The 25813-nt window shown below is 66.1% G+C and carries 23 protein-coding genes; 19 read left to right on the top strand and 4 right to left on the bottom strand.

Annotated features, from left to right (window positions below; genetic code table 11):
- The first annotated feature begins 184 nt into the window (after window positions 1-184).
- The 10 genes from ribBA to QC821_RS03510 all read left to right on the top strand — a co-directional run bounded on the left by ribBA (window position 185) and on the right by QC821_RS03510 (window position 11991).
- A complete protein-coding gene (gene ribBA, locus QC821_RS03555) occupies window positions 185-1336 on the top strand; it encodes a bifunctional 3,4-dihydroxy-2-butanone-4-phosphate synthase/GTP cyclohydrolase II (protein ID WP_309717074.1) in 1152 nt (383 codons plus the stop codon).
- Window positions 1337-1387: 51 nt separating this feature from the next.
- Window positions 1388-1870 (top strand): 6,7-dimethyl-8-ribityllumazine synthase, encoded by a 483-nt coding sequence (gene ribH / locus QC821_RS03550; protein WP_309717071.1) that lies wholly within the window; start codon window positions 1388-1390, stop codon window positions 1868-1870.
- On the top strand, window positions 1867-2364 hold the full coding sequence (nusB, locus tag QC821_RS03545; protein ID WP_309717068.1) for a transcription antitermination factor NusB: 498 nt from the start codon (window positions 1867-1869) through the stop codon (window positions 2362-2364). The genes ribH and nusB overlap by 4 nt, the downstream gene beginning before the upstream one ends.
- A gap of 13 nt (window positions 2365-2377) precedes the next feature.
- Window positions 2378-3325 carry a thiamine-phosphate kinase gene (thiL, locus tag QC821_RS03540; RefSeq protein WP_309717065.1) on the top strand — a complete coding sequence of 316 codons (948 nt, stop codon included), beginning with the start codon at window positions 2378-2380 and terminating at the stop codon, window positions 3323-3325.
- On the top strand, window positions 3322-3795 hold the full coding sequence (locus tag QC821_RS03535) for a phosphatidylglycerophosphatase A family protein (protein WP_089657056.1): 474 nt from the start codon (window positions 3322-3324) through the stop codon (window positions 3793-3795). The genes thiL and QC821_RS03535 overlap by 4 nt, the downstream gene beginning before the upstream one ends.
- 64 nt (window positions 3796-3859) lie before the next feature.
- Complete coding sequence (locus tag QC821_RS03530) at window positions 3860-5104, top strand: DUF945 family protein (RefSeq protein ID WP_309717060.1); 1245 nt, start codon at window positions 3860-3862, stop codon at window positions 5102-5104.
- A 107-nt stretch (window positions 5105-5211) separates the two neighbouring features.
- Window positions 5212-7638 (top strand): endopeptidase La, encoded by a 2427-nt coding sequence (gene lon, locus QC821_RS03525; RefSeq protein WP_309717059.1) that lies wholly within the window; start codon window positions 5212-5214, stop codon window positions 7636-7638.
- A 39-nt stretch (window positions 7639-7677) separates the two neighbouring features.
- On the top strand, window positions 7678-8355 hold the full coding sequence (locus QC821_RS03520; RefSeq protein WP_309717056.1) for a spermidine synthase: 678 nt from the start codon (window positions 7678-7680) through the stop codon (window positions 8353-8355).
- A 168-nt stretch (window positions 8356-8523) separates the two neighbouring features.
- Window positions 8524-10368: a dihydroxy-acid dehydratase gene (ilvD, locus tag QC821_RS03515; protein WP_309717053.1), complete on the top strand. Its 1845-nt coding sequence runs from the start codon at window positions 8524-8526 to the stop codon at window positions 10366-10368.
- Between the two features lie 582 nt (window positions 10369-10950).
- Complete coding sequence (locus tag QC821_RS03510; protein ID WP_309717050.1) at window positions 10951-11991, top strand: oxidoreductase; 1041 nt, start codon at window positions 10951-10953, stop codon at window positions 11989-11991.
- A 4-nt stretch (window positions 11992-11995) separates the two neighbouring features.
- On the opposite strand, the gene nudE is transcribed toward QC821_RS03510, so the two are convergent.
- A complete protein-coding gene (nudE, locus tag QC821_RS03505; protein WP_309717048.1) occupies window positions 11996-12574 on the bottom strand; it encodes an ADP compounds hydrolase NudE in 579 nt (192 codons plus the stop codon).
- Between the two features lie 93 nt (window positions 12575-12667).
- On the opposite strand from nudE, the gene yrfG reads away from it, so the two are divergent.
- From yrfG to msrB, 5 genes are all read left to right on the top strand, one after another.
- Window positions 12668-13333 carry a GMP/IMP nucleotidase gene (gene yrfG, locus QC821_RS03500; RefSeq protein WP_309717045.1) on the top strand — a complete coding sequence of 222 codons (666 nt, stop codon included), beginning with the start codon at window positions 12668-12670 and terminating at the stop codon, window positions 13331-13333.
- A gap of 15 nt (window positions 13334-13348) precedes the next feature.
- Window positions 13349-13738 (top strand): ribosome-associated heat shock protein Hsp15, encoded by a 390-nt coding sequence (gene hslR / locus QC821_RS03495; RefSeq protein ID WP_076746989.1) that lies wholly within the window; start codon window positions 13349-13351, stop codon window positions 13736-13738.
- Window positions 13739-13765: 27 nt separating this feature from the next.
- Window positions 13766-14641, top strand: coding sequence for an Hsp33 family molecular chaperone HslO (hslO, locus tag QC821_RS03490; protein WP_309717040.1), 876 nt, complete (start codon window positions 13766-13768; stop codon window positions 14639-14641).
- Between the two features lie 226 nt (window positions 14642-14867).
- Window positions 14868-16454: a phosphoenolpyruvate carboxykinase gene (locus QC821_RS03485; protein WP_309717037.1), complete on the top strand. Its 1587-nt coding sequence runs from the start codon at window positions 14868-14870 to the stop codon at window positions 16452-16454.
- Window positions 16455-16570: 116 nt separating this feature from the next.
- Complete coding sequence (gene msrB / locus QC821_RS03480; protein ID WP_309717034.1) at window positions 16571-17068, top strand: peptide-methionine (R)-S-oxide reductase MsrB; 498 nt, start codon at window positions 16571-16573, stop codon at window positions 17066-17068.
- Between the two features lie 19 nt (window positions 17069-17087).
- Here msrB and QC821_RS03475 read toward each other — a convergent pair whose 3' ends face one another.
- From QC821_RS03475 to QC821_RS03465, 3 genes are all read right to left on the bottom strand, one after another.
- Window positions 17088-18317 carry an MFS transporter gene (locus tag QC821_RS03475; protein WP_309717031.1) on the bottom strand — a complete coding sequence of 410 codons (1230 nt, stop codon included), beginning with the start codon at window positions 18315-18317 and terminating at the stop codon, window positions 17088-17090.
- A 21-nt stretch (window positions 18318-18338) separates the two neighbouring features.
- On the bottom strand, window positions 18339-19979 hold the full coding sequence (locus QC821_RS03470; RefSeq protein WP_309717028.1) for a thiamine pyrophosphate-binding protein: 1641 nt from the start codon (window positions 19977-19979) through the stop codon (window positions 18339-18341).
- Between the two features lie 62 nt (window positions 19980-20041).
- Window positions 20042-20824: an SDR family NAD(P)-dependent oxidoreductase gene (locus QC821_RS03465; RefSeq protein WP_309717026.1), complete on the bottom strand. Its 783-nt coding sequence runs from the start codon at window positions 20822-20824 to the stop codon at window positions 20042-20044.
- A gap of 269 nt (window positions 20825-21093) precedes the next feature.
- Between QC821_RS03465 and QC821_RS03460 the strand changes: the two genes are divergently transcribed.
- The 4 genes from QC821_RS03460 (at window position 21094) to QC821_RS03445 (ending at window position 25805) form a co-directional block, all read left to right on the top strand.
- On the top strand, window positions 21094-22197 hold the full coding sequence (locus tag QC821_RS03460) for a Bug family tripartite tricarboxylate transporter substrate binding protein (protein WP_309717023.1): 1104 nt from the start codon (window positions 21094-21096) through the stop codon (window positions 22195-22197).
- Between the two features lie 116 nt (window positions 22198-22313).
- The gene (locus QC821_RS03455) at window positions 22314-23786 is read left to right on the top strand and encodes a tripartite tricarboxylate transporter permease (protein WP_309717020.1); all 1473 of its coding nucleotides are present in this window, start codon (window positions 22314-22316) and stop codon (window positions 23784-23786) included.
- Window positions 23786-24283: a hypothetical protein gene (locus tag QC821_RS03450; RefSeq protein ID WP_309717017.1), complete on the top strand. Its 498-nt coding sequence runs from the start codon at window positions 23786-23788 to the stop codon at window positions 24281-24283. The genes QC821_RS03455 and QC821_RS03450 overlap by 1 nt, the downstream gene beginning before the upstream one ends.
- 43 nt (window positions 24284-24326) lie before the next feature.
- Window positions 24327-25805, top strand: a complete 1479-nt coding sequence (locus QC821_RS03445; protein ID WP_309717015.1) for an aldehyde dehydrogenase — start codon at window positions 24327-24329, stop codon at window positions 25803-25805.
- The last annotated feature ends 8 nt before the right edge of the window (window positions 25806-25813 follow it).

Raw genomic sequence — 25813 nt, 5'->3', positions numbered from 1 at the left:
TCCTCGCTCAGAGGCCTTGGGCGCTGCTCTCTACTGGCGCCCGACGCCGCGCCAAGGGTGCTCTCTACTGGCGCCCGACGCCGCGCCAAGGTACCCTGAGCGCCGATTCAAATGGGCGTTGCTGTCCGAGCGTTCACCCGCCGCCGCCGTGCGGCGCCCATGGGCATAGCGATTTGGAGTTTGCATGGCTAAGGCTTCACAGGATTCCAGCGCCGACCAGGCGACTGGCATGGCCTCGATCGCCGAGCTGATCGACGACATTCGTCAGGGCAAGATGGTGATCCTGATGGACGATGAGGATCGCGAGAACGAGGGCGATGTGATCATGGCCGCCGAGAAAGTCGAGGCCGAGCACATCAACTTCATGGCTCGCCACGCGCGCGGCCTGATCTGCCTGCCGATGACCCGCGAGCGCTGCCAGCGCCTCAAGCTGCCGCTGATGGTTAGCGATAACGGCTCCGGGTTCGGCACTAAGTTCACGCTCTCCATCGAGGCCGCCGAGGGTGTCTCCACCGGCATTTCCGCCGCCGACCGCGCACGTACCGTGCAGGCCGCGGTGGCCCGTGATGCCAAGGCCGAGGATATCGTCCAGCCGGGGCACATCTTCCCGCTGATGGCCGAACCGGGTGGCGTACTGCGTCGTGCCGGGCACACCGAGGCGGCCTGCGACCTGGCGGCCATGGCGGGGTTCGACCCGAGTGGCGTGATCTGCGAAGTCATGAACGACGATGGCAGCATGGCGCGGCGCCCCGAGCTCGAGCGCTTCGCCGCCGAGCATGGCCTCAAGATCGGTACCATCGCCGACCTGATCCACTACCGCATCCACAACGAGCAGACCATCGACCACGTCGAGTCGACCCAAGTCGAGACCAGTTTCGGTGAGTTCGATCTGCACGTGTTCCGAGACGGGATCCAGGGTGTCCACCACTTGGCGCTGGTCAAGGGGCGGCCGTCGCCGGAAGTGCCGACCACGGTGCGCGTGCACCTGGCCGACGTGATGCGCGACCTGCTGTGCCTGCAGAAGGGCGATACCCCCAGTTGGAGCGCCAGCGGTGCCATCGCGGAAATCGCCCGCGCCGAGGCTGGTGTCTTCGTGCTGCTCAATGATGGCCGGCCGCGCCAGGATTTCCTCGACTATCTCGAGGTGTTTCTCGAGCGTCGTCGCCAGCCCCGCGGCAGCGAGTCCGACGGCGCCGGTAACTACCTGACCATCGGCACCGGCTCGCAGATCCTGCGCCATCTCGGCGTCGGCAAGATGCGTCTGCTCAGCTCGCCGTGGAAGTTCTCAGCGCTGTCGGGTTTCGATCTGGAAGTGGTCGAGAGGCTGGACCCCTAGGGCCCGGCGGGTTTCAATTTCAGCAGTACCGTTTATAGCAGGAATCAGAGCATGCAACCGATCTCCCAAGTCGAAGGCAATTTCACCGACGTCGATGGCCGCTATGTGATCGTGGTCGGACGCTTCAACCACCATGTGGTGGACAGCTTGGTCGAGGGCGCCGTCGACAGCCTGGTGCGCCACGGTGTGGACGCTGAGAATATCGATATTGTCCATGTGCCGGGTGCCTGGGAGCTGCCGCTAGCGGTCAAGCGCGCGCTCAAGGTGGTCAAGCCGGATGCGGTCATCGCGCTGGGCGCGGTGATTCGCGGCGGCACACCGCATTTCGAGTACGTGGCCGGTGGCTGCAACACCGCGCTTGGCAACCTGCAACTGGAGTTCGATACTCCGGTGGCCAACGGTGTGTTGACCGTCAATTCCATTGAGCAGGCCATCGAGCGTGCCGGCACCAAGGCCGGCAACAAGGGCGCCGAAGCGGCTATGGCGGCGATGGAGATGGTCTCGCTGCTCAAGCACTTCGGAGGTGATGCATGAAGGAGTCGCGTCGTGCTCCCTCTGCGGCGCAGCAGGCCCGCCATGCGGCTCGCGAGCTGGCCGTGCAGGGGCTCTACCAGTGGCAGATGACTGGCAAGTCGATTACCGCCGTGGAGGCCGAGTTTCGTAGCCAGCTCGCCGACGACGATCTCGAGGACCACGAGAACTGGGCCAAGGTCATGGAGATCGCCGATCTGGCGCTGTTCCATGAACTGCTTCACAACGTGGTGCGCTTTCATGATGACCTCGATGCTGCCATCTCGCCGCTGCTCGATCGCCGCCTGGAGGATCTCGACCCAATCGAACTCGCCATCCTGCGCCTGGGGACCTATGAACTCTCGCGGCGCCTGGAGGTGCCCTACCGCGCGGTAATCAACGAAGGCGTCGAACTGGCCAAGTCGTTCGGCGCCACCGACGGCCACAAATACGTCAACGGCATTCTCGACAAGCTCGCCGCTCGCCTGCGCTATGCCGAGGTCAGCGCGCGTCGCTGAGTCACCCATCCAGATGCTTAGCGAATTCGAGCTCATCGCCCGTCATTTCGCGCGCTCGCCGTGGGGCGAGTCCCACGGCGTGGCGCTTGGCGTGGGCGATGATTGTGCGCTGCTGACACCGCGTGCCGGCTGCCAGTTGGTGGTCAGCGTCGATACCTCAGTGGCCGAGGTGCATTTTCCCGCCGATGCCCCTCCAGCGGCCATCGGTCATCGTGCTCTGGCAGTGGCGCTGAGCGATCTCGCCGCGATGGGTGCCGCGCCGCGCTGGTGTCTGATGGCGTTGACGCTGCCCGCAGTAGACGATGGTTGGCTCGGCGAGTTTGCCTCCGGCTTTCATGCGCTATGCGAGCAGAGCGGTGTTGCGCTAGTGGGCGGTGACGTGACCCGTGGCCAGCTGGCGATCAGCGTGACCGTGCACGGTGAGGTGCCGGTTGGGGCGGCGCTTACCCGGCATGCGGCATGCCCCGACGAGGTGCTGGCGGTAACCGGCACCCTCGGCGGGGCGTGCGCCGGGCTCAAGGCCTGGCAGGCAGGCGAACGCGACCTGGCGCAGCCCCTGCTGGCAAGCTATCTACTGCCTCAGCCTCGGCTTGCTGCCGGCCAGGCGCTGCGTGGCCTGGCCAGTGCGGCTATCGATCTTTCCGATGGCCTGTTGCCCGATCTTGGCCACCTGTGCGAGGCCTCCGGGGTCGGTGCCGATCTGGATGCCGCGGCGCTGCCGCTTGCCGATGGCCTGGTCGCGGCATTGGGCGAGGAGGGGGCCAGGCAGGCAGCACTGGCCGGCGGCGACGACTACGAGCTGCTGGTCAGCCTGCCTTCGTCGGCATGGGATGTGGCTCGTACTCGGCTTGCCGCGCTGGGCCTGACGTTGACGGCGGTTGGTAGCTGCAGCGCCACGCCCGGGGTGCGCGGTGTTGCTGCGGTCGATGGCTGGCAGCACTTCCCGGGAGGTAAACCATGAACCGTGCCCCGGCCAGCGTCTGGCGACGCCCCACCCATTTCCTGGCCTTTGGCCTCGGTAGCGGCACCGTGCCCTGGGCACCAGGTACCTTCGGTACCCTGGCGGCGATTCCCTTCTACTGGCTAATGTCGGAGCTGCCACTCTCCTGGTACATGCTGATTATCCTCGCCACCTTCATCATCGGTGTGTGGCTGTGCGAGGTGACCTCTCGAGACCTTGGCGTTCACGACCACTCAGGCATCGTCTGGGACGAGTTCGTCGGCTACTGGATCACCATGGCGGCGGTGCCGTTCTCCTGGGAGGCGGCGCTATGGGGCTTTATCGTGTTTCGCGTCTTCGACGTCTTCAAACCGTGGCCGATTCGCTGGGCCGACCGCCGCGTGGCAGGCGGTTTTGGTATCATGATCGATGACGTACTGGCCGGCATCTATGCTTGGAGTACCATCCATCTATGGCTGTGGCTGCACTAGGCGATGATGCCTGGCGTGGCTTGCGGCGGCGCCGTTTCGGTGCACACCAATATCGAGGACGATGATGCGCAAGGGACGCCTACTGGTTGCCACCGTGGTAGTGCTGGGAGCTGGCTATCTGGCCGCCCAGGCCTATTCGAGTGCTATCTTCGAACGTGAGCTGTCACGCACCTTGGAGGATCTCGAGGCACGCGGCGACCTGCATGTGCAGCGCGACCAGCTCGAGCGCGGCTGGTTCGTGTCGCAAGGCGAGATCCAGCTCACCGCGCTACTCGACGACTGGCAGCTATCGCTGCCCTATGTCGCCCATCACGGCCTGCTGACTACGCGCATCGAGGGTGAGCTCCAGCTACAGCTCGACGACGGCGACGACACCCTGTTCGGCGAGCGCCTGCCGGCCAGCCCACCACGCTGGCACGGCGAATACCAGACCCTGTCGCAGACCTTCGAGGGTCGTCTCGACATGGCGCCTTTCCAGGTATCGGACGAGCAGGGCGAGTTCGACTTCGAAGGGCTGGCGCTGCGTCTCAGCGGTGAGCATGGTGACCTGGCGCTGTCCGGCAGCGTGGCACCTTGGCAGCTAAGCGTCGACGGCGAGCGGCTCGAGGTCGGCCCGCTGCAGCTAGACAGCCGCTACCGCTATGGCGAGGCCGAGTTCCTGCAGCGCGATGAGCTGCAGCTTGCTTACCTGCGCCTGACCCAGGCCAACGGCCCCGAGATCGCCCTGCAGGCGCTGGGTTACCGCGGTGAGGTGCGTCTCGGCGAGGAGGAGCTGACGTTGGCTGGCCGTTTGTCTCTCGGTGAGATGAGCATGGCCGAGCAGCCGGCGCTGTCCGGCGAGCTGGCGCTGGGTGTGTCGCGCCTCAACGCCGAGGCAGTGCGCGAACTGAGCCGCGAACTGCGCATCGCGCTGGCTGCCCGAGATAGCCAGGACCCGCTCACCGACCGCGAGGCCGAGGCGCTGGCCATGGCGCTGGAACCCCAGATACTGGCCACTCTGATCGATTCGCCGCGGCTGACTCTCGAGCCGCTGCGCGTCGAGAGTCCAATGTTTGGCATCGAGGCGCTCGTCGAGGGGGAGTTGGTCTTCGACGGTGAGCAGATCGATACGCTTTCGCTGGCCGATCTCGAGGTGGCTGCTGCCGACAATCCCTGGCTGGCACGGCTCGATGGCCACTTCGTATGGCGTGATCTGCCGCGTTTCGTGGCACTTCAGCTAGGGCTGCCGCTGGATACTCAGGACCTCGATATCCGCATCGAGGCTGGCGAGCTGACGCTCAACGGCGAGCCACTGCCGCCGCTCTGGTAGCACCGGAGGCAGCAGCGTAAGCAGCGATCACGCTTGAAGTTTGGCCATCGCGCCCGCATTCCTGTTGGCAACGGGGCAAATGCCCACTGCTGCCAACAGGATGCATGATGAGCGAACGCGACGATCTGCATGACGTAATCTTCGATGCCGCCTCCCACGATGACCACGAGTCTGGCGATGGCGAGCCACAGCACCACGGGGCCGTAGTGCCGGCCCGCGATACCCTGCCCGAGCGACTCTATCTGCTGCCGATCCACAACCGGCCGTTCTTTCCCGCCCAGGTGCAGCCGCTGGTGATTCACCGCCCGCGCTGGGAGGAGACCATCAAGCGCGTCGGCAATACCCCGCACCACTCCGTGGGGCTTGCCTTCGTCGGTGATGCCGGCGTCGATGAACTGGGGCATGAGCACTTTCCCGAGATCGGCACCGCGGTGCGTATGCACAAGGTGCAGGGCGAAGATGACCAGATTCAGTTCATCGCCCAGGGCATGCGCCGCTTCAAGATCCAGCGCTGGCTGTCGAAGACACCTCCGTACCTGGTCGAGGTCAGCTACCCTAAGGAGCCGATCGACGCCGAGGAGGATGAGGCGCGAGCCTACGCCATGGCACTGATCAACGGCATCAAGGACCTGCTGCCGATCAACCCGCTGTATGGCGAGGAGCTCAAGCACTACCTCAACCGCTTCAGCCCCCACGAGCCGGGGCCGCTGTCGGACTTCGCCGCGGCCATCACCTCGGCCAAGGGGCACGAGCTGCAGGAGATCCTCGAGACGCTGCCGGTGATGGCGCGCATGCAGAAGGTACTGCCGCTGCTGCACAAGGAGATCGAGGTCGCCCAGCTGCAGAGCGAGATCAGTGAGCAGGTCAACGCCCAGATGCAGGAGCGCCAGCGCGAGTTCTTCCTGCGCGAGCAGCTCAAGGTGATCCAGCGCGAGCTGGGCATCTCCAAGGACGACCGCGAGAACGACGTCGACACCTTCCGCAAGCGGCTGGTCGAACTGCACGTGCCAGAGCGGGTGCAGTCGCGTATCGACGACGAGCTCGACAAGCTCTCGGTGCTCGAGACCGGCTCGCCGGAGTATGGCACCACCCGCAACTACCTCGACTGGCTGACCTCGCTGCCGTGGGGCATCACCAGCCAGGACCAGCTCGACCTGGGCCACGCCCGGCAGGTGCTCGACCACGACCACGATGGCCTGGCCGACGTCAAGGAGCGCATCGTCGAGTTCCTCGCCGAGGGCACCTTCAAGGGCGACGTGGGCGGCTCGATCCTGCTGCTGGTCGGCCCGCCCGGGGTCGGCAAGACCTCGGTGGGCCGCTCCATCGCCGAGGCGCTGGGCCGCGAGTTCTACCGCTTCTCGGTGGGCGGCATGCGCGACGAGGCCGAGATCAAGGGCCATCGCCGCACCTACGTCGGTGCCATGCCCGGCAAGCTGGTGCAGGCGATCAAGGAGGTCGAGGTCGAGAACCCGGTGATCATGCTCGACGAGATCGACAAGATGGGCCAGTCGTTCCAGGGCGACCCCGCCTCGGCGCTGCTCGAGGTGCTCGATCCGGAGCAGAACGTCGACTTCCTCGACCACTACCTCGACGTGCGCATGGACCTCTCCAAGGTACTGTTCGTGTGCACCGCCAATACGCTGGACTCGATCCCGCCGGCGCTGCTCGACCGCATGGAGCAGATTCGCCTGTCCGGCTATATCGCCGAAGAGAAGTTGGCCATCGCCAAACACCACCTGTGGCCCAAGCTGCTCAAGCGCGACAAGATCGCCAAGAAGCGCATCAACCTCACCGAGGCGGCGCTCAAGCAGGTGATCGAGGGCTATGCCCGCGAGGCGGGGGTGCGCCAGCTCGAGAAGCAGCTGCACCGCATCGTGCGCAAGGCGGCGGTCAAGCTGCTCGAGAACGGCCAGCAGTCGGTCAAGGTATCGGTGAACAACCTCGAGGAGTTCCTCGGCGCGCCGCTGTTCCGCAAGGAGAAGGTGCTCGAAGGCGAGGGGGTGGTCACCGGGCTGGCCTGGACCTCCATGGGCGGCGCCACGCTGCCCATCGAAGCCGGCAAGGTGCACGCCCTGGACCGCGGCTTCAAGCTCACCGGCCAGCTCGGCGACGTGATGAAGGAGTCGGCCAATATCGCCTACAGCTACGTGCAGGGCCACCTCGGCGAGTACGGCGCCGACGGCGACTTCTTCAACGATGCCTTCATCCACCTGCATGTGCCGGAGGGCGCCACGCCCAAGGACGGCCCCTCGGCGGGGATCAGCATGACCACGGCGCTGCTGTCGCTGGCGCGCCACGAGGCCATCGCTCGCTCGCTGGCGATGACCGGTGAGCTGACCCTGACCGGCCAGGTGCTGCCGGTGGGCGGCATCCGCGAGAAGATCATTGCCGCCCGGCGCAGCGATATCTTCGAGGTGATCCTGCCCGACGCCAACCGCCGCGACTTCGACGAGCTGCCCGACTACCTCAAGGCCGGAGTGACCGTTCACTTCGCCAAGCACTATCGCGACGTGGCCAAGGTAGTCTTTGGCTGACCGGGGCCCCGTGCCCACCCCACGACATGACGAGATCACATGGCAAAATTCGCAGAAATCGGCCGGGCCGCCATTCCCGGCCAGGGCACGGAACTCAGGCTGCTGCAGCGTAACGACGAGTTCTCGATTCGCATTGTTGGCCAGCCCGGCGACCTGATGAACAGCCGCCTGCACGGCTCCGAGGATGCGCTGGCCGAGCTGGCCTGTGCAGACGTCGCCACCCGACCGGGCGCACGTGTGTTGGTCGGTGGCCTGGGCATGGGCTTTACCCTCGCCGCGGCACTGGCCACGCTGGGCAGTGACGCCGAGGTGGTGGTCGCCGAGCTGGTGCCCGAGGTGGTCGACTGGAACCGTGGCCCGCTTGGCCAGGCGGCGGGGCGGCCGCTGGACGATCCGCGCACCCGGGTCCACGTCGGCGATGTTGCGGCCCTGATGCGCGACTCCCCCGGCGGCTTCGACGCTATCATGCTGGATATCGACAACGGCCCCGAGGGCATGACCCGCAAGGACAACGACCTCGTCTACTCGCCGCGCGGCCTGGAGAGCGCCCAGCGCGCGCTGCGCCAGGACGGTGTGCTGGCGGTGTGGTCGGCGGGGCGCGACGCCGGTTTCAGCGAGCGCCTCAAGCGGGTCGGCTTCAGCGTCAGCGAGCATCAGGTGCGGGCGCATAGGCCGGGGAAGGGGGCGCGACATGTGATCTGGCTCGGGCTTGTCTGACCTTCGCTCGCCGATGTTTCAGATCATAGCCGTGGCTGCTAGGGAGTTTAAGCGGCAGTGGCGCGCCCTCGGCGCGCATGACAAAATTGCCGCACGACTTCCTATCAAGACCGCCGGTCGCCCGCACAGTGAGGGCGGCCGCAGGCGGCATCGACGCTAGAGGACAGCATGCCCGAGTATCGTTCGCGTACCACCACCGCCGGCCGCAACATGGCCGGCGCCCGCGCCCTGTGGCGCGCCACCGGCATGAAGGATGATGACTTCCACAAGCCGATCATCGCCGTGGCCAACTCCTTTACCCAGTTCGTACCCGGCCACGTGCACCTCAAGGACATGGGCCAGCTGGTGGCTCGCGAGATCGAGAAGGCCGGTGGGGTGGCCAAGGAGTTCAACACCATCGCCGTGGACGACGGCATCGCCATGGGCCACGACGGCATGCTCTATTCGCTGCCCAGCCGCGACCTGATCGCCGACAGCGTCGAGTACATGGTCAACGCCCACTGCGCCGATGCGCTGGTGTGCATCTCCAACTGCGACAAGATCACTCCGGGGATGCTCAACGCCGCGATGCGTCTCAACATTCCGGTGATCTTCGTCTCCGGCGGCCCCATGGAGGCCGGCAAGACCAAGCTGCTCGACCACGGCATCGACCTGATCGACGCCATGATCTACGCCGCCGACGACAAGTACAGCGACGAGGAGATCGACGAGATCGAGCGCAGCGCCTGCCCCACCTGCGGCAGCTGCTCGGGCATGTTCACCGCCAACTCGATGAACTGCCTGATGGAGGCGCTGGGCCTGGCGCTGCCCGGCAACGGCACCGTACTGGCCACCCATGCCGACCGTCGCCGGCTGTTCGAGGAGGCGGGCAGCCGCATCGTCGAACTCGCCAAGCGCGTCTACGAGGGTGACGAGGCGCACCTGCTGCCGCGTGCCATCGCCTCCAAGGCGGCGTTCAAGAACGCCATGACCCTGGACATCGCCATGGGCGGCTCGACCAACACCATCCTGCACCTGCTGGCCGCCGCCCAGGAGGCCGAGGTCGACTTCACCATGGCCGACATCGACCGCCTGTCGCGGGAGGTGCCGCAGCTCTGCAAGCTGGCGCCCAACACCCAGCAGTACCATATCGAGGACTGCCACCGCGCCGGCGGGATCATGGCGATCCTCGGCGAGCTGGATCGCGCCGGGGTGCTGGATACCCGCGTGCCCACCGTGTATGGCGACACGCTCAAGGCGGCGCTGGACGAGTGGGACATCATGCGCAACCCCAGCGCCGCGGTGGTGGAGTTCTTCAAGGCCGGCCCCGGTGGTGTGCCGACCCAGACCGCCTTCTCCCAGGCCGCGCGCTGGCCGAGCCTCGACGGCGACCGCGTCAGCGGCTGTATCCGCGATCTCGAGCACGCCTTCTCCCACGAAGGCGGCCTGGCGGTGCTGTTCGGCAATATCGCCGTGGACGGCTGCGTGGTAAAGACCGCCGGCGTCGACGACTCGATCCTGGTGTTCGAGGGCCCGGCCCACGTGGTCGAGTCCCAGGACCAGGCGGTGGAGCACGTGCTGGGCGGGCTGGTGAAGCCCGGCGAGGTGGTGGTGGTGCGCTACGAGGGGCCGCGCGGCGGCCCCGGCATGCAGGAGATGCTCTATCCGACCTCGTACCTCAAGTCCAAGGGGCTCGGCAAGGTGTGTGCGCTGATGACCGATGGCCGCTTCTCCGGCGGCAGCTCGGGCCTGTCGATCGGCCACGTCTCGCCGGAAGCTGCCGCGGGTGGCGCCATCGGCCTGATCGAGAGCGGCGATATCATCCATATCGATATCCCCAAGCGGGCGATCAACGTCAAGCTCAGCGATACTGAGCTGGCGGCCCGCCGCGAGGCCGAGGAGGCCCGCGGCAAGGACGCCTGGAAGCCGCGCATTCAGCGCGACCGAAAGGTCTCGGCGGCGCTCAAGGCGTATGCGCTGCTGGCAACCTCGGCGGACAAGGGCGCGGTGCGCGATCTTTCCAAGTTGGATTGAGTTAGCGGCAGGGCTATCGCAGATCAGCCAGCACCGCTCGAACTGATCCGTCGACAGGCCTGCGAGGAGGCGCTGTAAACCCGTCCCTGGGCGCTACCTTGCGCCCTGCTTCGCTCTCGCATCCTGCTTCGCTTGCAGGACCGGTGCTGGCCATCCATGGCCAGCCCGTTTGGAGCAGTGCTCCTCACCCATGGCGCAAACCTCCTCTTCGGCCTGTCCCCGGCGTCCTTCGCTCTGGGGCAACGAAGATCGCCCGGAGAGCCGGGGTTATCTAAGCGGAAACAGCGAGCCCCGCCTGGAAGCGGGGCTCGAATTGTCGGCAGTGGCGCATCACGCCGCTTCGTTCAGCCTAACCGGTGGCTCGGCCAGCGCTTGCAGCTGGCATTCCAACGCATACCATGTCTCCAGTAGCGCTAGACTCTCTTCTGAACAGCACATGCGTTTGCCTCCTTGGGTGGGTGACGGGGTTGCAAACAGCCCCCTGAGTATGGACCCCTATACCAAGGTCGAGATGACCTTTCTTTGACCGTTTCTTGATATGCATCACGCCATATCGTCATAAGCCACCGACAAGGAGTGCCCATGCCGCACGATGTCAACGTCGCCGTGGTCGGCTTCGGTTTCGCCAGCCAGACCTTCCATGTGCCGCTGATTCTCGCTACCCCCGGCCTGCAGTTGACGGCGGTGTCGTCCAGCGATGCCGCCAAGGTCGCCGCGGCGCTGCCCGAGGTGGCCGTGGCGGCCACGCCCCAGGCGCTGTTTGCCCGCGACGACGTCGATCTGGTGGTGATTCCGACCCCCAACGAGACCCACTTCACGCTGGCCAAGGCGGCCCTGGCGGCGGGCAAGCACGTGGTGCTCGACAAGCCGTTCACGGTGACCCTGGCCGAAGCCAAGCAGCTCAAGAGCCTGGCCGACGACGCCGGGCGGCGCCTGTCGGTATTCCACAATCGCCGCTGGGACAGCGATTTCATGACCCTCAAGGCGCTGCTGGCCAGCGGTGAGCTGGGCCGGGTGGTGAGCCTCGAGTCGCGCTTCGACCGCTTTCGCCCGGCGGTGCGCGACCGCTGGCGCGAGAAGCCGCGCCCCGGCGGTGGTATCTGGTACGACCTGGGCCCACACCTGCTCGACCAGGCCTGCGAGCTGTTCGGCATGCCCCGGGCTATCCAGCTCAACCTGGCCAGGCAGCGCGACGAGGCCAGCGTCGAGGACGACTTCCTGTGCCTGCTCGACTACCCGGGCTGTCGGGTCAGCCTGGCCGCCAGCGCCCTGGTCGCCGCCGAGACGCCGCGCTTTCGCGTCCACGGTACCCAGGGCAGCTACGTCAAGTACGGCCTCGATCCCCAGGAAGCGCGGCTCAAGGCCGGCGAGACGCCGGCACCGGCATGGGGCGTGGATCCTCGTGACGGCACTCTCAGCCTCGCCGAAGGCAGCGAGGGGCAAGTCCGCGAAGCGTCTCATGCGACGCTGCCCGGCGACTACCTGGCCTACTACCGCGGCGTGGTCGCGGCCTTGAGCGGCAGCGGCGAGATGCCGGTCGGCGTCGAGGATGCGCTGCGCTCCATGCGCCTGCTCGAGGCGGGGCTCGACAGCCATCGCCAGGGCCGCTGGGTCAGCCTCTGAGGGGCTACCACAGGTCCAGCCCCTCGCGTCGCTCGCGCAGCAGGTCGCGGGCGATGTATAGCGCGGCGATGGCGCGCGCTTCATGGAAGTCGTCGCGTGCCAGCAGCGCCGGCAGCTCGTCGATGGCGTGGGTCTCGACGATCAGCGGCTCTGGCTCGTCGCCGGGCAGGCGCTTGGGGTAGAGGTCGGTGGCCAGCATCACCTGCATGCGGTGGCGCATGTAGTTGGGCGCCAGCGACAGCTCGGCCAGCGGCTCAATGCTGTTGGCGCCGAAGCCGCACTCCTCCATCAGCTCGCGGTTGGCGGCGCCGACGATGTCCTCGCCGGGGTCGACCAGCCCCTTGGGCAGGGTCAGCACATAGTCCTCGAAGCCTGCGGCGTATTCACGAATCAGCAGCACATGCTCCGGGTCGGGCATGGCCACGATCATCACCGCGCCGTGGTCGCTGCCCATCAGCCGCTCGAAGATGCGCTCTTCACCGTTGGAGAATCTGAGCTCCAGCTGCTCGACGTTGAACAGCCGGCTGCGTGCGACCTCCTGGCGCGACAGGATCTGGGGCTTTTGCAGATAGGGTGCTGGCATGGTGACTCCTGGCAGGCCGCGTGGCGGGCCGTGTCTCGGCCCATCGGTTCGCGTACAATACCACTCTCGATTCACCACTGCGGAGCCCTGAGCATGATCGACTGGCGGGCCATCGACACCGTGCTGCTGGACATGGACGGTACGCTGCTGGATTTGCACTTCGACAGCCACTTCTGGCTCGAGCACCTGCCGCGGCGCTATGCCGAGCTGCATCGCCTCGACGCCGCTGCCCAGGATGCGCTCAAGGCGCGCATCATCGGCGAGCAGGGCACCCTCAACTGGTACAGCCTGAGCTACTGGAGCGACGAGCTGAACGTCGATATCGTCGCCCTCAAGCGCGAGGTGCAGCACCTGATCGGGCTGCGCAGCGACGCTCTGGACTTTCTTAAGTGGCTCAAGCGCTCCCATCCGCGGGTGGTGCTGGCGACCAACGCCGACCGTGCCAGCCTTGAGCTCAAGCTGCCGCTGACCGGGCTCGAGACGTACCTCGATGCAATCGTCTCCTCGGCTGACCTGGGGGTGGCCAAGGAGGCCCAGGAGTTCTGGTTCGAGCTGCAGGAGGTCGAGCCCTTCGACCCCACCCGCACGCTGTTCATCGACGACAACCCCCACGTGCTGGAGAGCGCCCGCGAGTACGGCATTCGCCACCTGCTGGGCATCAAGCAGCCCGACAGCAGCCGGCCAGAGAAGGCCCTCGAGGAGTTCATCGCCCTGGATCGCTTTGCCACCATACTGCCCGATGAGCGGCCGCCGCATTGAAGGATGGAGAGCGCCATGGATAACGTCCGACTCGACAAGTGGCTGTGGGCCGCGCGTTTCTTCAAGACCCGCCAGCTGGCCAAGAAGGCCATCGAGGGCGGCAAGGTGCACTACAACGGCGCCCGCGCCAAGACCAGCAAGAACGTCGAGACCGGCGCCCTGGTGCGGGTGCCCCAGGGCTGGGACATCCTCGAGGTCGAGGTGGTGGCGCTCTCCGGCCAGCGCCGCGGCGCCCCCGAGGCCCGCGAGCTGTATCGCGAAACCGCCGACAGCGTGGCGCGCCGCGAGCGCGAAGCCGAAGCGCGACGGCTCACCAACCAGGCCATGCAGCATCCCCTCAAACGCCCCGACAAGAAGCAGCGCCGCGAGATCACCCGTTTTCAGCGCCGTCAGGGCGATGACTGACCGTTCTACCCGTTACCCGAGAGACCCATGACCGACCAGATTCAGCGTTTTCTCTTCGATGGCACCAATGTGCGTGGCGAGGTCGTGCAGCTCGAGCATGCCTACCGCGAAGTGCTCGACCGCCACGCCTATCCGCTGGCGGTTAGCCGCCAGCTCGGCGAGCTGCTGGCCGCGGTGGCGTTGCTCACCGAGACCGTCAAGCTCGACGGTACCCTGAGCATCGAGGTGCGCGGCGATGGCCCCCTCGAACTGCTGATGGCCGAGTCCAACCCCGGTGGTGAAATGCGCGCCATTGCGCGCCTCGGCGAGGGCCAGCCGCTGCCTGCCGACGACGCCGCGTTCAAGGAGCTGCTGGGCGCCGGGCGCATCGTGATCACCCTCGACCCCCGCGAAGGCAAGCGCTACCAGGGTATCGTCGAACTCTCCGCCGACAGCCTGGGCGGCTGTCTCGAGGCCTACTTCAGCCAGTCGGAGCAGCTGCCGACCCGGCTATGGCTGGCCGCCGACGGGGCGCGGGCCGCCGGCCTGCTGCTCCAGCAGCTGCCCGACGACGCCAGCAACCACGACCCGGATGCCTGGGAGCGCAGCGTGCACCTCGCCGCGACCCTGCAGCACAGCGAGCTGCTCGAGCTCGACGCCGAGACCCTGCTGTTCCGCCTCTACCATGAGGAGCAGGCGCGTGTGTTTCCGCCCAAGCCGCTGCGCTTCGGCTGCAACTGCTCGCGGGAGCGCATCGCCCAGGCGCTCTACAGCCTGGGGGCCGGGGAGCTGCGCCAGATCCTCGAGGAGCAGCAGGCCATCGACACCCAGTGCCACTTCTGCAATACCCGCTACCACTTTGGCGCCGCCGAGATCGAGGCGCTGATCGAGTCGCCGGATGCGCCGCCGCCCACGCTGCATTAAGCGTCACCAACTCGCGCTCATGTAGTAGTAAAACTACAAGAAATGCCGCGAAATGCGCCGTTTGCTACAAGAATTGTTTTTGCCATAATGGCCGCCCCTTTGACGCGATCGCCCGCCAACCATCAGAGACGAGCCCACTCGTTCACCGGCGGGTCATCAGGCACTAGTGCGTCGTCAGACGCCCGGCTAACGAGAGAGAATCGGCCGCAAGGCCCAGGACACCAACATGACCACGACCCAAGCCGCACCCGCCGCTGCGCCCCAGGCCTCCGCCGCGCCGACCTGCTTCACCAACCTCAGCCACGCTGAGCTGATCGAGCGAGCGGTCAAGCGCGGAGAAGGGCGGCTTGCCGCCAACGGCGCCCTGGTGGTGAACACCGGCAAGCGCACCGGGCGCTCCACCGCCGATCGCTTCATCGTCGACGAGCCCTCCACCCGCGCCCAGATCGAGTGGGGCAGTGTCAACCGGCCGTTCAACGCCGAGGCGTTCGACGCGCTGTGGCTGCGCGTCGATGCCTATCTCGCCGAGCGCGATCACTTCGTCTCCGAGCTGCACGTCGGTGCCGACCCCCAGCACTACCTGCCGATTCGCACCGTCACCGAGACCGCCTGGCACAACCTGTTCGGGCGCACCATGTTCGTGCGGCCAGCGGCCTACAATCCGGCCCGCAAGGACGAGTGGACGATTCTCAATGCCGCCGACTTCGTCTGCGATCCGGCCCGTGACGGCACCCACTCCGAGTCCACGGTGATCATCGACTTCGCCGGCCGCCGGGTGCTGATCGCCGGCATGCGCTACGCCGGTGAAATGAAGAAGGCGATGTTCTCGGTGCAGAACTTCCTGCTGCCGGACTCCGACGTGCTGCCCATGCACTGTTCGGCCAACGTCGGTGAAGATGGCGAGACCACGCTGTTCTTCGGCCTCTCCGGCACCGGCAAGACCACGCTGTCTGCCGACCCGGGCCGCTACCTGATCGGCGACGACGAGCACGGCTGGGGCGAGGGCACGGTGTTCAACATGGAGGGCGGCTGCTACGCCAAGTGCATCGATCTCTCGGAGAAGAACGAGCCGGTGATCTGGCAGGCCATCAAGTTTGGCGCGGTGCTCGAGAACGTGGTGCTCGACGACCGCCGCGAGCCCAACTACGCCGACGACAGCTTGACCCAGAACTCGCGGGCCGCCTACCCGCTGGAGCATGTCGCCAAGCGCGTCGCCGAGAATCGTGCCGGCGAGCCCAATGCGATCATCTTCCTGACCTGCGACATGTCCGGCGTGCTGCCGCCGGTCTCGGTGCTCTCCAAGGAAGCGGCGGCCTACCACTTCCTGTCGGGCTATACCGCCAAGGTGGGGTCCACCGAGATGGGCTCATCGGCAGGCCTGGAGGCAACCTTCTCGACCTGCTTCGGCGCGCCGTTCTTCCCGCGGCCGGCCCGCGAGTACGCCGATCTGCTGATCAAGCGCGTCGAGTCCTATGATTCGCAGGTCTACCTGGTCAATACCGGCTGGACCGGCGGCGCCTACGGCCAGGGCGGCACGCGTTTCTCGATCCCCACCACCCGTGCCATCATCAGTGCGATCCAGTCAGGCGTGCTGCGCGAGGCCGAGACCCGCAGTATCGACGGCCTCAACCTCGCCGTGCCGTTAGCGGTGCCCGGCGTCGACTCGAGCCTGCTCGACCCGCGCCAGACCTGGGCCGACCAGGCTGCCTACCAGCGCCAGATGCAGGACCTGGTGGCCAAGTTCGTCGACAATTTCAAGAAGTTCGCCGGCGTCGATGCGGCCATCGTCGCCGCCGGGCCGCGTCTCGACTGACGGCAGCTGAACCCCTCGCGACGCCGAGGGTCTGAACGAGGGGAAGCGCCAAGCGCTTCCCCTCGTTGCGTTAGGCATTGGCCTGGCAACGCTTGTGGGCCAAACGGGAGGAGCGTATGAAACGACGTCAGTTCATGGGTCTGCTGGGGGTGGGCGGACTGGCCGGGCTGCTGCCCGGTGTGGCACTGGGGCGGCCCAAGCTCGATCTCGAGCCGGCGCCCGGGCTTGAACCCCTGGAGCTCAGCGACGACGAGTGGCGCGAGCGGCTGACCCCCGAGCAGTACGAGATACTGCGTGATCACGGTACCGAGCGGGCCTTCTCGAGCCCGCTGGACAAGCAGTGGGGCGACGGCGAGTACCGCTGCGCGGGCTGCGATCTGCTGCTCTTCACCAGCGACATGAAGTACGACTCCAAAACCGGCTGGCCGAGCTTCTTCGAGCACGTCGAGGGGCATCTACTGACCCAGGTCGACTACTTCCTGTTCTTCCCGCGTACCGAGTACCACTGCGCGCGCTGCAAGGGCCACCAGGGCCATGTGTTCGACGACGGCCCCGATCCCACCGGCCTGCGCTGGTGCAACAACGGCCTGGCGCTGCGCTTCGTAGCGGCCTGATCAGACCCTGGACAATCGCTCAGGACCAACGCCGGGCATTGTCCGCTTCGGCGCGCTCGAAGGCCGGGCGCAGGCGTACCACGATGACCAGTACCGCCAGCAGGGCGGCCCCGGCCAGCAGGAAGGTCAGGGTGAAGCCGACCAGTTCGGCGATCACCCCGAGCACCAGCGGTGCCAGCACCTGGGCGCCGCGATTGCCCATCAGGCGCATGCCCAGCGCGCTGGAGCGCTGCTCGGGGTGAACGTGCTCGGCGAGAATCACCATCGACAGCGGCTGGGAGATCCCCGAGCCCAGACCGACCAGGATCGCCAGCAGCGCCAGTGCCGCCACGCTGCCGGTCATGCCGGTCCACATCAGCCCCATGGCCACCGCCGCCAGTGAGGCGATCATGGTCCTGGCGCGTCCTCCCAGTGCCTGGATCACCTGCGGCATGACGGGGCGAATCACCATCGCCGCCAGCGCCCGCATGCTGACCAGCACTCCGATCAGTGTCGCCGAGAAGGTCAGCTCCTCGAGGTAGACCGGCAGGAAGGCGGCATGTGCGCCGAGCGCGAAGAGTACCGCCACGGTCACCGCGATCGACATCTGCACGCCGATATTGTCGCGCAGCAGCGAGGCCTGGGCACGGTAGCCGAGCAGTGAGCGCGGCGTGGCGTGGCCGCGCCGGGCGTTGCCGACGAAGAAGCAGGAGCTCACCAGGCTGATCGCCGGGATGGCACCGATGGTGGCGAACACCCAGGCCATCGAAAGGCTGTCGATCATGTAGCCAGCGAGCAGCGGGCCGATCAACTGGCCACCCGAGAGGCACATGGTGTACCAGCCGAAGTAGCGTTCCAGGGCACGCCCGCGGCCCAGGCCCGCGACCACCGACTGGGCGGCGATCACCATCACCACGTGGGCCAGGCCGATGGTGATCTGGGTGGCCACCAGCCCGCTGAAGGTGGGGGCGGCCAGGCTCAGCCAGGGGCCGATCATCATGCCGATGGCGCCGATGAAGAACACCTTCTGCGGCCCGACCCGGGTAACGATGCCGCCCAGCGGAATCGCCAATACCAGCGGCAGCAGGTAGGGCGCCGAGAGGATCACCCCCACCAGCGACGGACTGGCGCCCAGCTCCAGTGCCCGCAGCGGCACCGCCAGCAGCAGCATGGTCTGGGACACGAATACGCTGGTCAGGCCGATGCAGACCATCACCAGGTTGCGTATCGCGCTGCGGTCGGGTGTCGTGCGGGTCGCACTATCGTCCATGATGCTCCTTGTCTCGGGGGCTCAGGCCTTGAACAGCACCGGTGCCAGGTGCTGCTTGTCGATCATCACGTCAACCACCGCCGGGCCGTCGGCGGCGAAGGCGCGCTGCATGGCGGCTTCCAGGTCGCCGGGGCGGGTGACCTGCTCGCCGTGAGCACCGAAGGCGCGGGCCAGGACGCCGAAGTCGGGATTCTGGTAGTCGACGGCGAAATGCCGGCCAGCGTAGTGGGCGTCCTGGAAGGCTCGCTCGTTGCCGAGCCCCTGGTCGTTGATCACCACGGCGACCAGCTTGATCTTCTCGCGCACCGCGGTTTCAAGTTCGCCGATATTGCACATGAAGCCCATGTCGCCCTGCACCGCCAGCACCGGTACATCGGGACGGGCCAGCGCAGCACCCAGTGCGGTGGGGAAGCCGGCACCCACCGCCGCCCAGTTGTCGATAAACATGTAGGTGTCCGGGGCGTAGCTGACGAAGTGCTGGCGCACGTGCTTGCCGGCGTTACCGGCATCGACCACCATGATACCGCCTTTGGGCAGGGTGCGCCTGAGCATGTCGGCGACGAACGGCGGCTGGATCGGCTCGGCATGAGGGTCGATCAACGCCTGTCGCTCCTCTTCCCAACGTGCGACCTCGGCGGCCACATCGACCCACTCCCAGTGCTGGCCGTCGAGACGGCCGGACAGACCTTCCAGAAAACTCGGCGTACTGCCCACTGCGGCAACGTCCACCGGAAATACCGTGCCGATGGGGTCTACGCTTGCAGCCTGGTGGATCAGGGTGGCGTCCGGGCCGATCAGACCGTGCTTGAAGGTGGTCGAGAAAAGGTCCATGCGCGCGCCCACTGCGACAACCACATCGGCCTGCTTGACCACCCGGTTAGCACTGTTCCAGCCGTTACGGCCCAGCGGGCCGAGCGCCAAGGGATGCGATGTCGGGAAGGCGTCGGGGCTGAACTGTAGCGGCGCGACCGGAATGTTGTGGCGCTCGGCGAAGGCGATCAGTGCGCCGCTGGCGCGCTCGCGAAGCACGCCGCTGCCGGCCAGGATCACCGGACGTTCGGCCTTGGCGAGCAGCGCTGCGGCCTGGTCGAGGCACTGCCCGGCAACTTCAGGCAGCACGCTGGCGCGGTACTGCTGCGGCGACTGCGTCTCGGCCTCGACCTCGGCGCGGTAGATGGCAGTAGAGGCTTCCAGGTGAACCGGTCCCGGTGGTTCGGCAAGTGCCGTGCGAAACGCCTTGCGTAGCGCTTCCTGGGCTTTGGTTGGTCCGGTGATGGAGTAGGCCCACTTGGTGATCGGCTTGAAGAAGGTGATCTGGTCCATCTCCTGGCTGGCGTCCTTCTCGCGCAGCCACTCCTCCTGCAGGCCGTTGATGCCGATCAGTGGCACGTTGCCGCGATAGGCGGCGCCGAACGGCGTGGCCATGTTGGTGACGCCCGGCCCTTCGGTGGCGGTAACCACTGCCGGGCGCTGGCCGGCGCGGGCGTAGCCGTAGGCCATGAAGGCTGCCCCCTGCTCGTGACGAGTGAGGATGAAACGTATCTCAGGGGTCTCGCGGATCACGTCGAGTAGCGCCAGGTTCTGGGTGCCGGGTATACCGAACACATGAGTAACGCCTTCGCGGCACAGGCCGTCGATCAGGGTCTGGGCAACACTTGGCATGGCAAAGCTCCTATACAGTTGTTATTGGGCGTTGGTTGTTGGCTCACAGTGAATTGCGAAGATCAGACGGTGGCGCCGCGACCACCGTCGACATTGAGGCTGGCGCCGGTGACATAGCCGGCGCGGGGTGAGGCCAGGAATACGATGGCGTTGGCAACGTCACTGGCGTCACCTAGCCGGCCCAGCGGAATGGCCTGGCCTTGGCGCGCCGAGTAGTCCTCCCAGCTGAGCTCCGGCGCCTCGTGTTGCCAGCGGCGCTCGATCTGGGCCGAGCGCACCCTGCCCAAGCACACGGTATTGACGCGAATGCCCTGCGCGCCGAGTTCGTTGGCTAGCGATTTGGTTAGGGCGATACCGGCTGCGCGGGTCGCCGAGGTGGGCAGGGTGTTGGCCGGCGGCGCCTTGCCCGACACCGTGGTGACGTTGATGATCGCCGCCGTCGATGAGGCCGTGAGGTGCGGCAGAGCGGCACGAATTCCGCGTATCGCACCCATCAGCTTTAACTCGATATCGGCTTGCCACAGGTCGTCATCAGATTCCAGGAAGGGGCCAGAAGCGCTGCTGCCAGCATTATTTACCAGGATGTCCAGGCCGCCGAAGGCCTCGACGGTGCGTGCTACTGCTCCGGCAGGGCCGTCGGCGCTAGCAATATCGGCAACGATGGCCAGCGGGCGCTGGCCGGTAAGGGCAGCGATTCGCTCGACGGCCTCCTGCAGGGGAGCCTCGCGGCGTGCCACCAGCGCCACCTTGGCGCCCTCCTTGGCGAGCAGTAGCGCCGTCTCGAAGCCGATGCCCTGGCTGGCGCCGGTCACCAGCGCCACCTTGTTAGTGAGTGCCATATCCATTCGGTGTGCTCCTGTGAGTGGGCGTGGTCACCGGTGAGCCCGACGCAAACAGACGTCGACGTCACCGTATGCAAGTGTCTACGCTTTAATACAGCGTGGCAGAGGTCAGTCGTCAGCATACCTCGCTTTTTCTGACTATTGCATATCGATGAGCTCAATTGCATACTCAGGTACACAATAACAGCAAGTGGCGGAGTCGAGCCTAGCCTAACCCCATGGGTGTGGACTCGATCTGCCTAGTCGGGAAACACACACCGGGAGTTAATAATATGAATAACGCCAGATATCACGCCTCACGTTTTACCCGCCGCGCATTGACGCTTGCGGTCGCCGCTGGTCTGAGTGCCGGAGTGGTGGCCAATAGCCACGCCGAGTTGACCGGCTTCTACGAGGGCGAGACCCTCGAGATCCTTACCCCCTGGGCGCCCGGCGGCGGCGCAGACACTTGGGCTCGCTATATTGCTGCTACCATTGGCCCTTTCCTCGGCGACGACGTCGGCGTACAGGTGGTTAACCGTCCGGGCGCGGGCGGCGTGCAGGGCACCAACGAGTTCGAACTGCGTACGGCAAGCGACGGTATGACCGTGATGCTGCAGAGCGCCGGCCAGGTATTCCCCTTCATGTATGGCTCCAGTGCCGTGCGCTATGATTTCCGCGACTATGAGCCGATCGTGGCCATGGCACAGGGCGGCGTGATCTATGCCAGTGCCGACCTGGGCATCGAGGAGCCCCTCGAGCTATGGGACGTCGACGAGTTGATCTACGGCGAGGTTTCGCCACAGGCGATCGGCTCCATGGCACTTGCTGCCTTCGCACTGCTCGACCTGCCCCACGATGCCATCTTCGGCTACGAGAGCCGCGGGCCGACCCGCCTGGCGTTGGAGCAGGGCGAGACCAACCTCGACTTCCAGACCACCAGTGCCTATACCTCCAATGTCCAGCCGCTGGTCGAGGAGGGTACCGCGGTGCCGCTGTTCAGCCTGGGTATCATCGATACTGACGGTGAGCTGGTGCGTGACCCGGCCTTCCCCGATATGCCCACCGTGGCAGAGGTCTACGAAGAGCGTCACGGCGAAGCGCCGTCTGGTGTCGCCTGGGACGCCTACCGTGCGGTGCTCTCGGCGGGCAGTATCAAGATGGTATGGGCCAAGGCCGATGCCCCGGAGGACTCGATCAACGACCTGCACTACGCCTTCGAACAGGCGCGCCAGGACGAAGACTTCTTGGCCGACTCCGAAGAGGCCAACGGCCCCTACGAGTGGCTGGTGGGCGACGATGCCTACACTGCCATGAGTGCCACCCTGGATATCTCTGACGAGGCGCTCGATTACCTGCGCGACACCTTCAAGGAGCGCTACGACGCCGACCTCTAAGGCGCGGACGTCGGCATCCGGGGAGGGCCTGGCCCTCCCCGGGCCTCTTTTCAGGCGCTGCCGCGGCGTTAGGCGACAGCGCCCAGCCCCTTACTCGCAGATAGGAGCTCGACGCCGTGTTAGCCGCCGCGTTTGATGCCCTGGCGCTGGTCCTCGATCCCTCCCGTCTGGTGTTCATGCTATTGGGCATCAGCGTCGGGTTGGTGGTGGGTATTCTCCCCGGTTTGGGGGGCGTCGTGGGCATGTCTCTGTTGTTGCCATTCGTTTACGGCATGGACCCGCATGCCGCCACGGCGATGCTGATCGGTATGGCGGCGGTGATTGCCACTGCCGATACCTTCCCCAGTATTCTGATCGGGGTGCCCGGCTCGGCGGGTTCCCAGGCGACCATTCTCGATGGCTATCCGATGGCCCAACAGGGTAAGGCCGGCCGTGCCCTGAGCGCGGCCTTCAGCGCCTCGCTGGTCGGCGGCCTGATCGGTGCATTGGTGCTGTTCGCCATCCTGCCCGTAGCCCGGCCGCTGGTACTAGCTTTCCAGTCGCCGCATCTGTTCATGCTCACCGTACTGGGGCTATGCGTGGTCGGCCTGTTGGCCGGCAAGTATCCTTTCCGCGGCATCCTCGCCACCCTGATCGGCATCATGATCGCCATGCTCGGCTCGGCACCCTCGACGGTGACCTTCCGCTTCGTCGGCGACAGTATCTATCTGATGGACGGCATACCGCTGGCGATACTGGCCATGGGCCTGTTCGCGGTGCCGGAGATCATCGATCTGCTGGCCGACAACCGCGCTGTCTCCAAGGTCAAGGAGGTCTCCAGCGGCTGGAAGGATGGGGTGCGCGATACCTTTCGCAATCGCTGGCTGGTGCTGCGCTCGGCGGCCCTTGGGGTGGCGGTGGGTGCTATTCCCGGGCTTGGCGGTTCGGTGGTCGACTGGCTCTCCTACGGCCAGGCAGTGCAGAGCGCCAAGGACAAGCGTGGCTTCGGCAAGGGCGACGTGCGCGGAGTGATCGCTCCCGAGAGCTCCAACAACGCCAAGGAGGGGGGCTCGTTGATCCCCACCATGCTGTTCGGCATTCCCGGCAGCGGTACCACCGCGGTGCTGCTCGGTGGCCTGATCCTGTTGGGCATCCAGCCCGGTCCGTCGATGCTCACCTCGGATCTATCGATCACCCTGACCATCGTCTGGACCTTGGCGCTGGCCAATGTCGTGGGCGCCTTCGCCTGCTTCTTGCTGTCGCGGCCTATCGCTCGCTTGAGCACCATCCCGGCTGCCAAGTTCGCGCCCTTCCTGATAATCGTGATGATGGTGGGCGCTTATCAGAACACCAATCAGTGGGGCGATCTGATCGCCTTCATCGTCATTGGCATGTTCGGCTGGCTGCTCAAGACCTATGACTGGCCGCGGGCGCCGGTACTGATCGGCTTCGTACTGGCACCGAGCATCGAGCGCTACTTGACCATCTCGGCTTCGCGTTACGGCTGGTCGTGGCTCAGCGACCCTATCGTCATCATCATCGGTGTGCTGGCCGTGGGCGTGGTAGTGGCCGGGGTACGTGCCAAACGCAAGGGCTTGGGAGAGAGCTAATGACACGGCGACTACGTGAAGAACTGCTGCTCATCGCGGTGCTGGCCGGGGTGATGGTCGTGGCCCTGCACATGGCCGCCGGCTATCCGTTCAACGCACGACTGATGCCCCAGGTGGTGGCGATCGCGATGCTGGTGCTGCTCAGTGTCGAGGGGGTACTGACAGTACGCCGCGCACGGGCCTATCGCGCCAAGGAGGCGTCACCCGCTGGCGGTGAACACATTGGCGATACCGGCTACGAGCCGCTGTGGGGGGCCAAGTTTCGACGTACGGCACCCTATCTGGCCTGGCTCGCCGCCCTCTACCTGGGCATCTACCTGATTGGGCTGATGGCCTCGGCGGCAATCTTCACCGTCGCCTTCTGCCGCCTGGTCGGCAAGATGAGCTGGCTGGCCACGCTGATTGGCGTGGCGCTATTGATGGCGGCGCTATTCGGCCTGAGCGAGGCCTTCAACATGCGCTGGCCGGTGGGCTACTTCTTCGACCCGTTCCGCTGAGAGCATCCTCCCTCTGATCACCCGTTTACCTGGAGAATCTTCCGTGCCAACCACCTACCAACTGTATATCGGCGGCGCCTGGCGGGATGCCGCCAACGGCGCCACCTTCCCGGCCATCAATCCGGTCGACCAGCAACCCTGGGCGCAGCTGCCACAGGCCACCGCCGAGGATGTCGATGCCGCGGTGAAAGCGGCGCGGGAAGCCTTCGACGGCGGCTGGAAATACACCAACGGCCTGACCAGGGCCACGCTGATGCAGCGCCTGGCCGAGCTGCTCGAAGCCGATGCCGAGCGCATGGCCCAGCTCGAGACCACCGACAATGGCAAGGTGATCCGCGAGACCCGCGTGCAGATGCGCTTCGCAGCGCGCAACTACCGCTACTTTGCTGGCTGGGCCGACAAGCTTCACGGCGAGAGCATCCCGCTGGACCGCCCCGAGTTGGTCGACTTCACCACTCGAGAGCCGCGCGGCGTTGCCGCTCTGATCACCTCCTGGAATTCGCCGATGGCGATACTCGCCAACAAGCTGGCACCAGCACTGGCGGCGGGCTGCACGGTAGTGATCAAGCCTTCAGAGATGGCCAGCGTGACTACCCTGGCCTTCGCCGAACTGTGCGAAAGGGCCGGTTTCCCAGCGGGGGTGATCAACGTGGTCACCGGCGACGGCAGCGTCGGTGCGGCGCTCACCGGTCATCCGGGTATCGACCTGATCAGCTTTACCGGAGGCACCGCCACCGGCAAGGCGATCTCGCGGGTAGCCGCCGAGCATCTGACGCCGGTGACCCTGGAGCTGGGCGGCAAGTCGGCCAATATCGTGTTCGCCGATGCCGACCTCGATCAGGCGGTGACCGGTGCAGTGGCGGGGATCTTCGCCGCTGCCGGCCAGACCTGCATAGCCGGCTCGCGGCTGCTGGTGCAGCGCGAGATCTACGACCAGGTGGTGGCTCAGGTATGCGCGCGGGCTCGGGCGATTCGCGTCGGCGACCCCCGAGACGAATCCACCGAGATGGGGCCAGTCGCGACCCAAGCCCAGCATCAGCGGGTGCAGGCCTTTATCCAGCGGGCGCGCGAGCAGGGCGCAACCTTGGCGGTTGGTGGAGGGGTACCGCAGGGCGAGAGCTATATGCGTGGTTACTTTATTGAGCCCACGGTGTTCACCGAGGTGGCATCGGACGCCGAGCTGGCCCAGGAAGAGGTATTCGGCCCGGTGCTGGCGATCATCCCGTTCGACACCGAGGAGCAGGCCATCGCCATAGCCAACGGCACCGCCTACGGCCTGGTCGCCGGGCTGTGGACCCAGAACCTGTCACGGGCGCACCGCGTGGCCAGATGCCTCGAGGTAGGCGGGGTGTGGGTCAATACCTACCGTACCAGTGCCGCCCAGGCGCCATTCGGCGGGGTCAAGGCCAGCGGTATCGGCCGCGAGCGCGGCCTGCACGCGCTGGACGAGTACCTCGAGATCAAGAACCTGATGATCGATCTGTCGAGCGAGGCCCGCGATCCCTTTGCGATCCGCACCTGATCTGACGG

This window comes from Franzmannia qiaohouensis, assembly GCF_031451695.1.
GTDB classification, from domain to species: domain Bacteria; phylum Pseudomonadota; class Gammaproteobacteria; order Pseudomonadales; family Halomonadaceae; genus Franzmannia; species Franzmannia qiaohouensis.
This window is presented reverse-complemented; position numbering and strand designations above follow the sequence as displayed.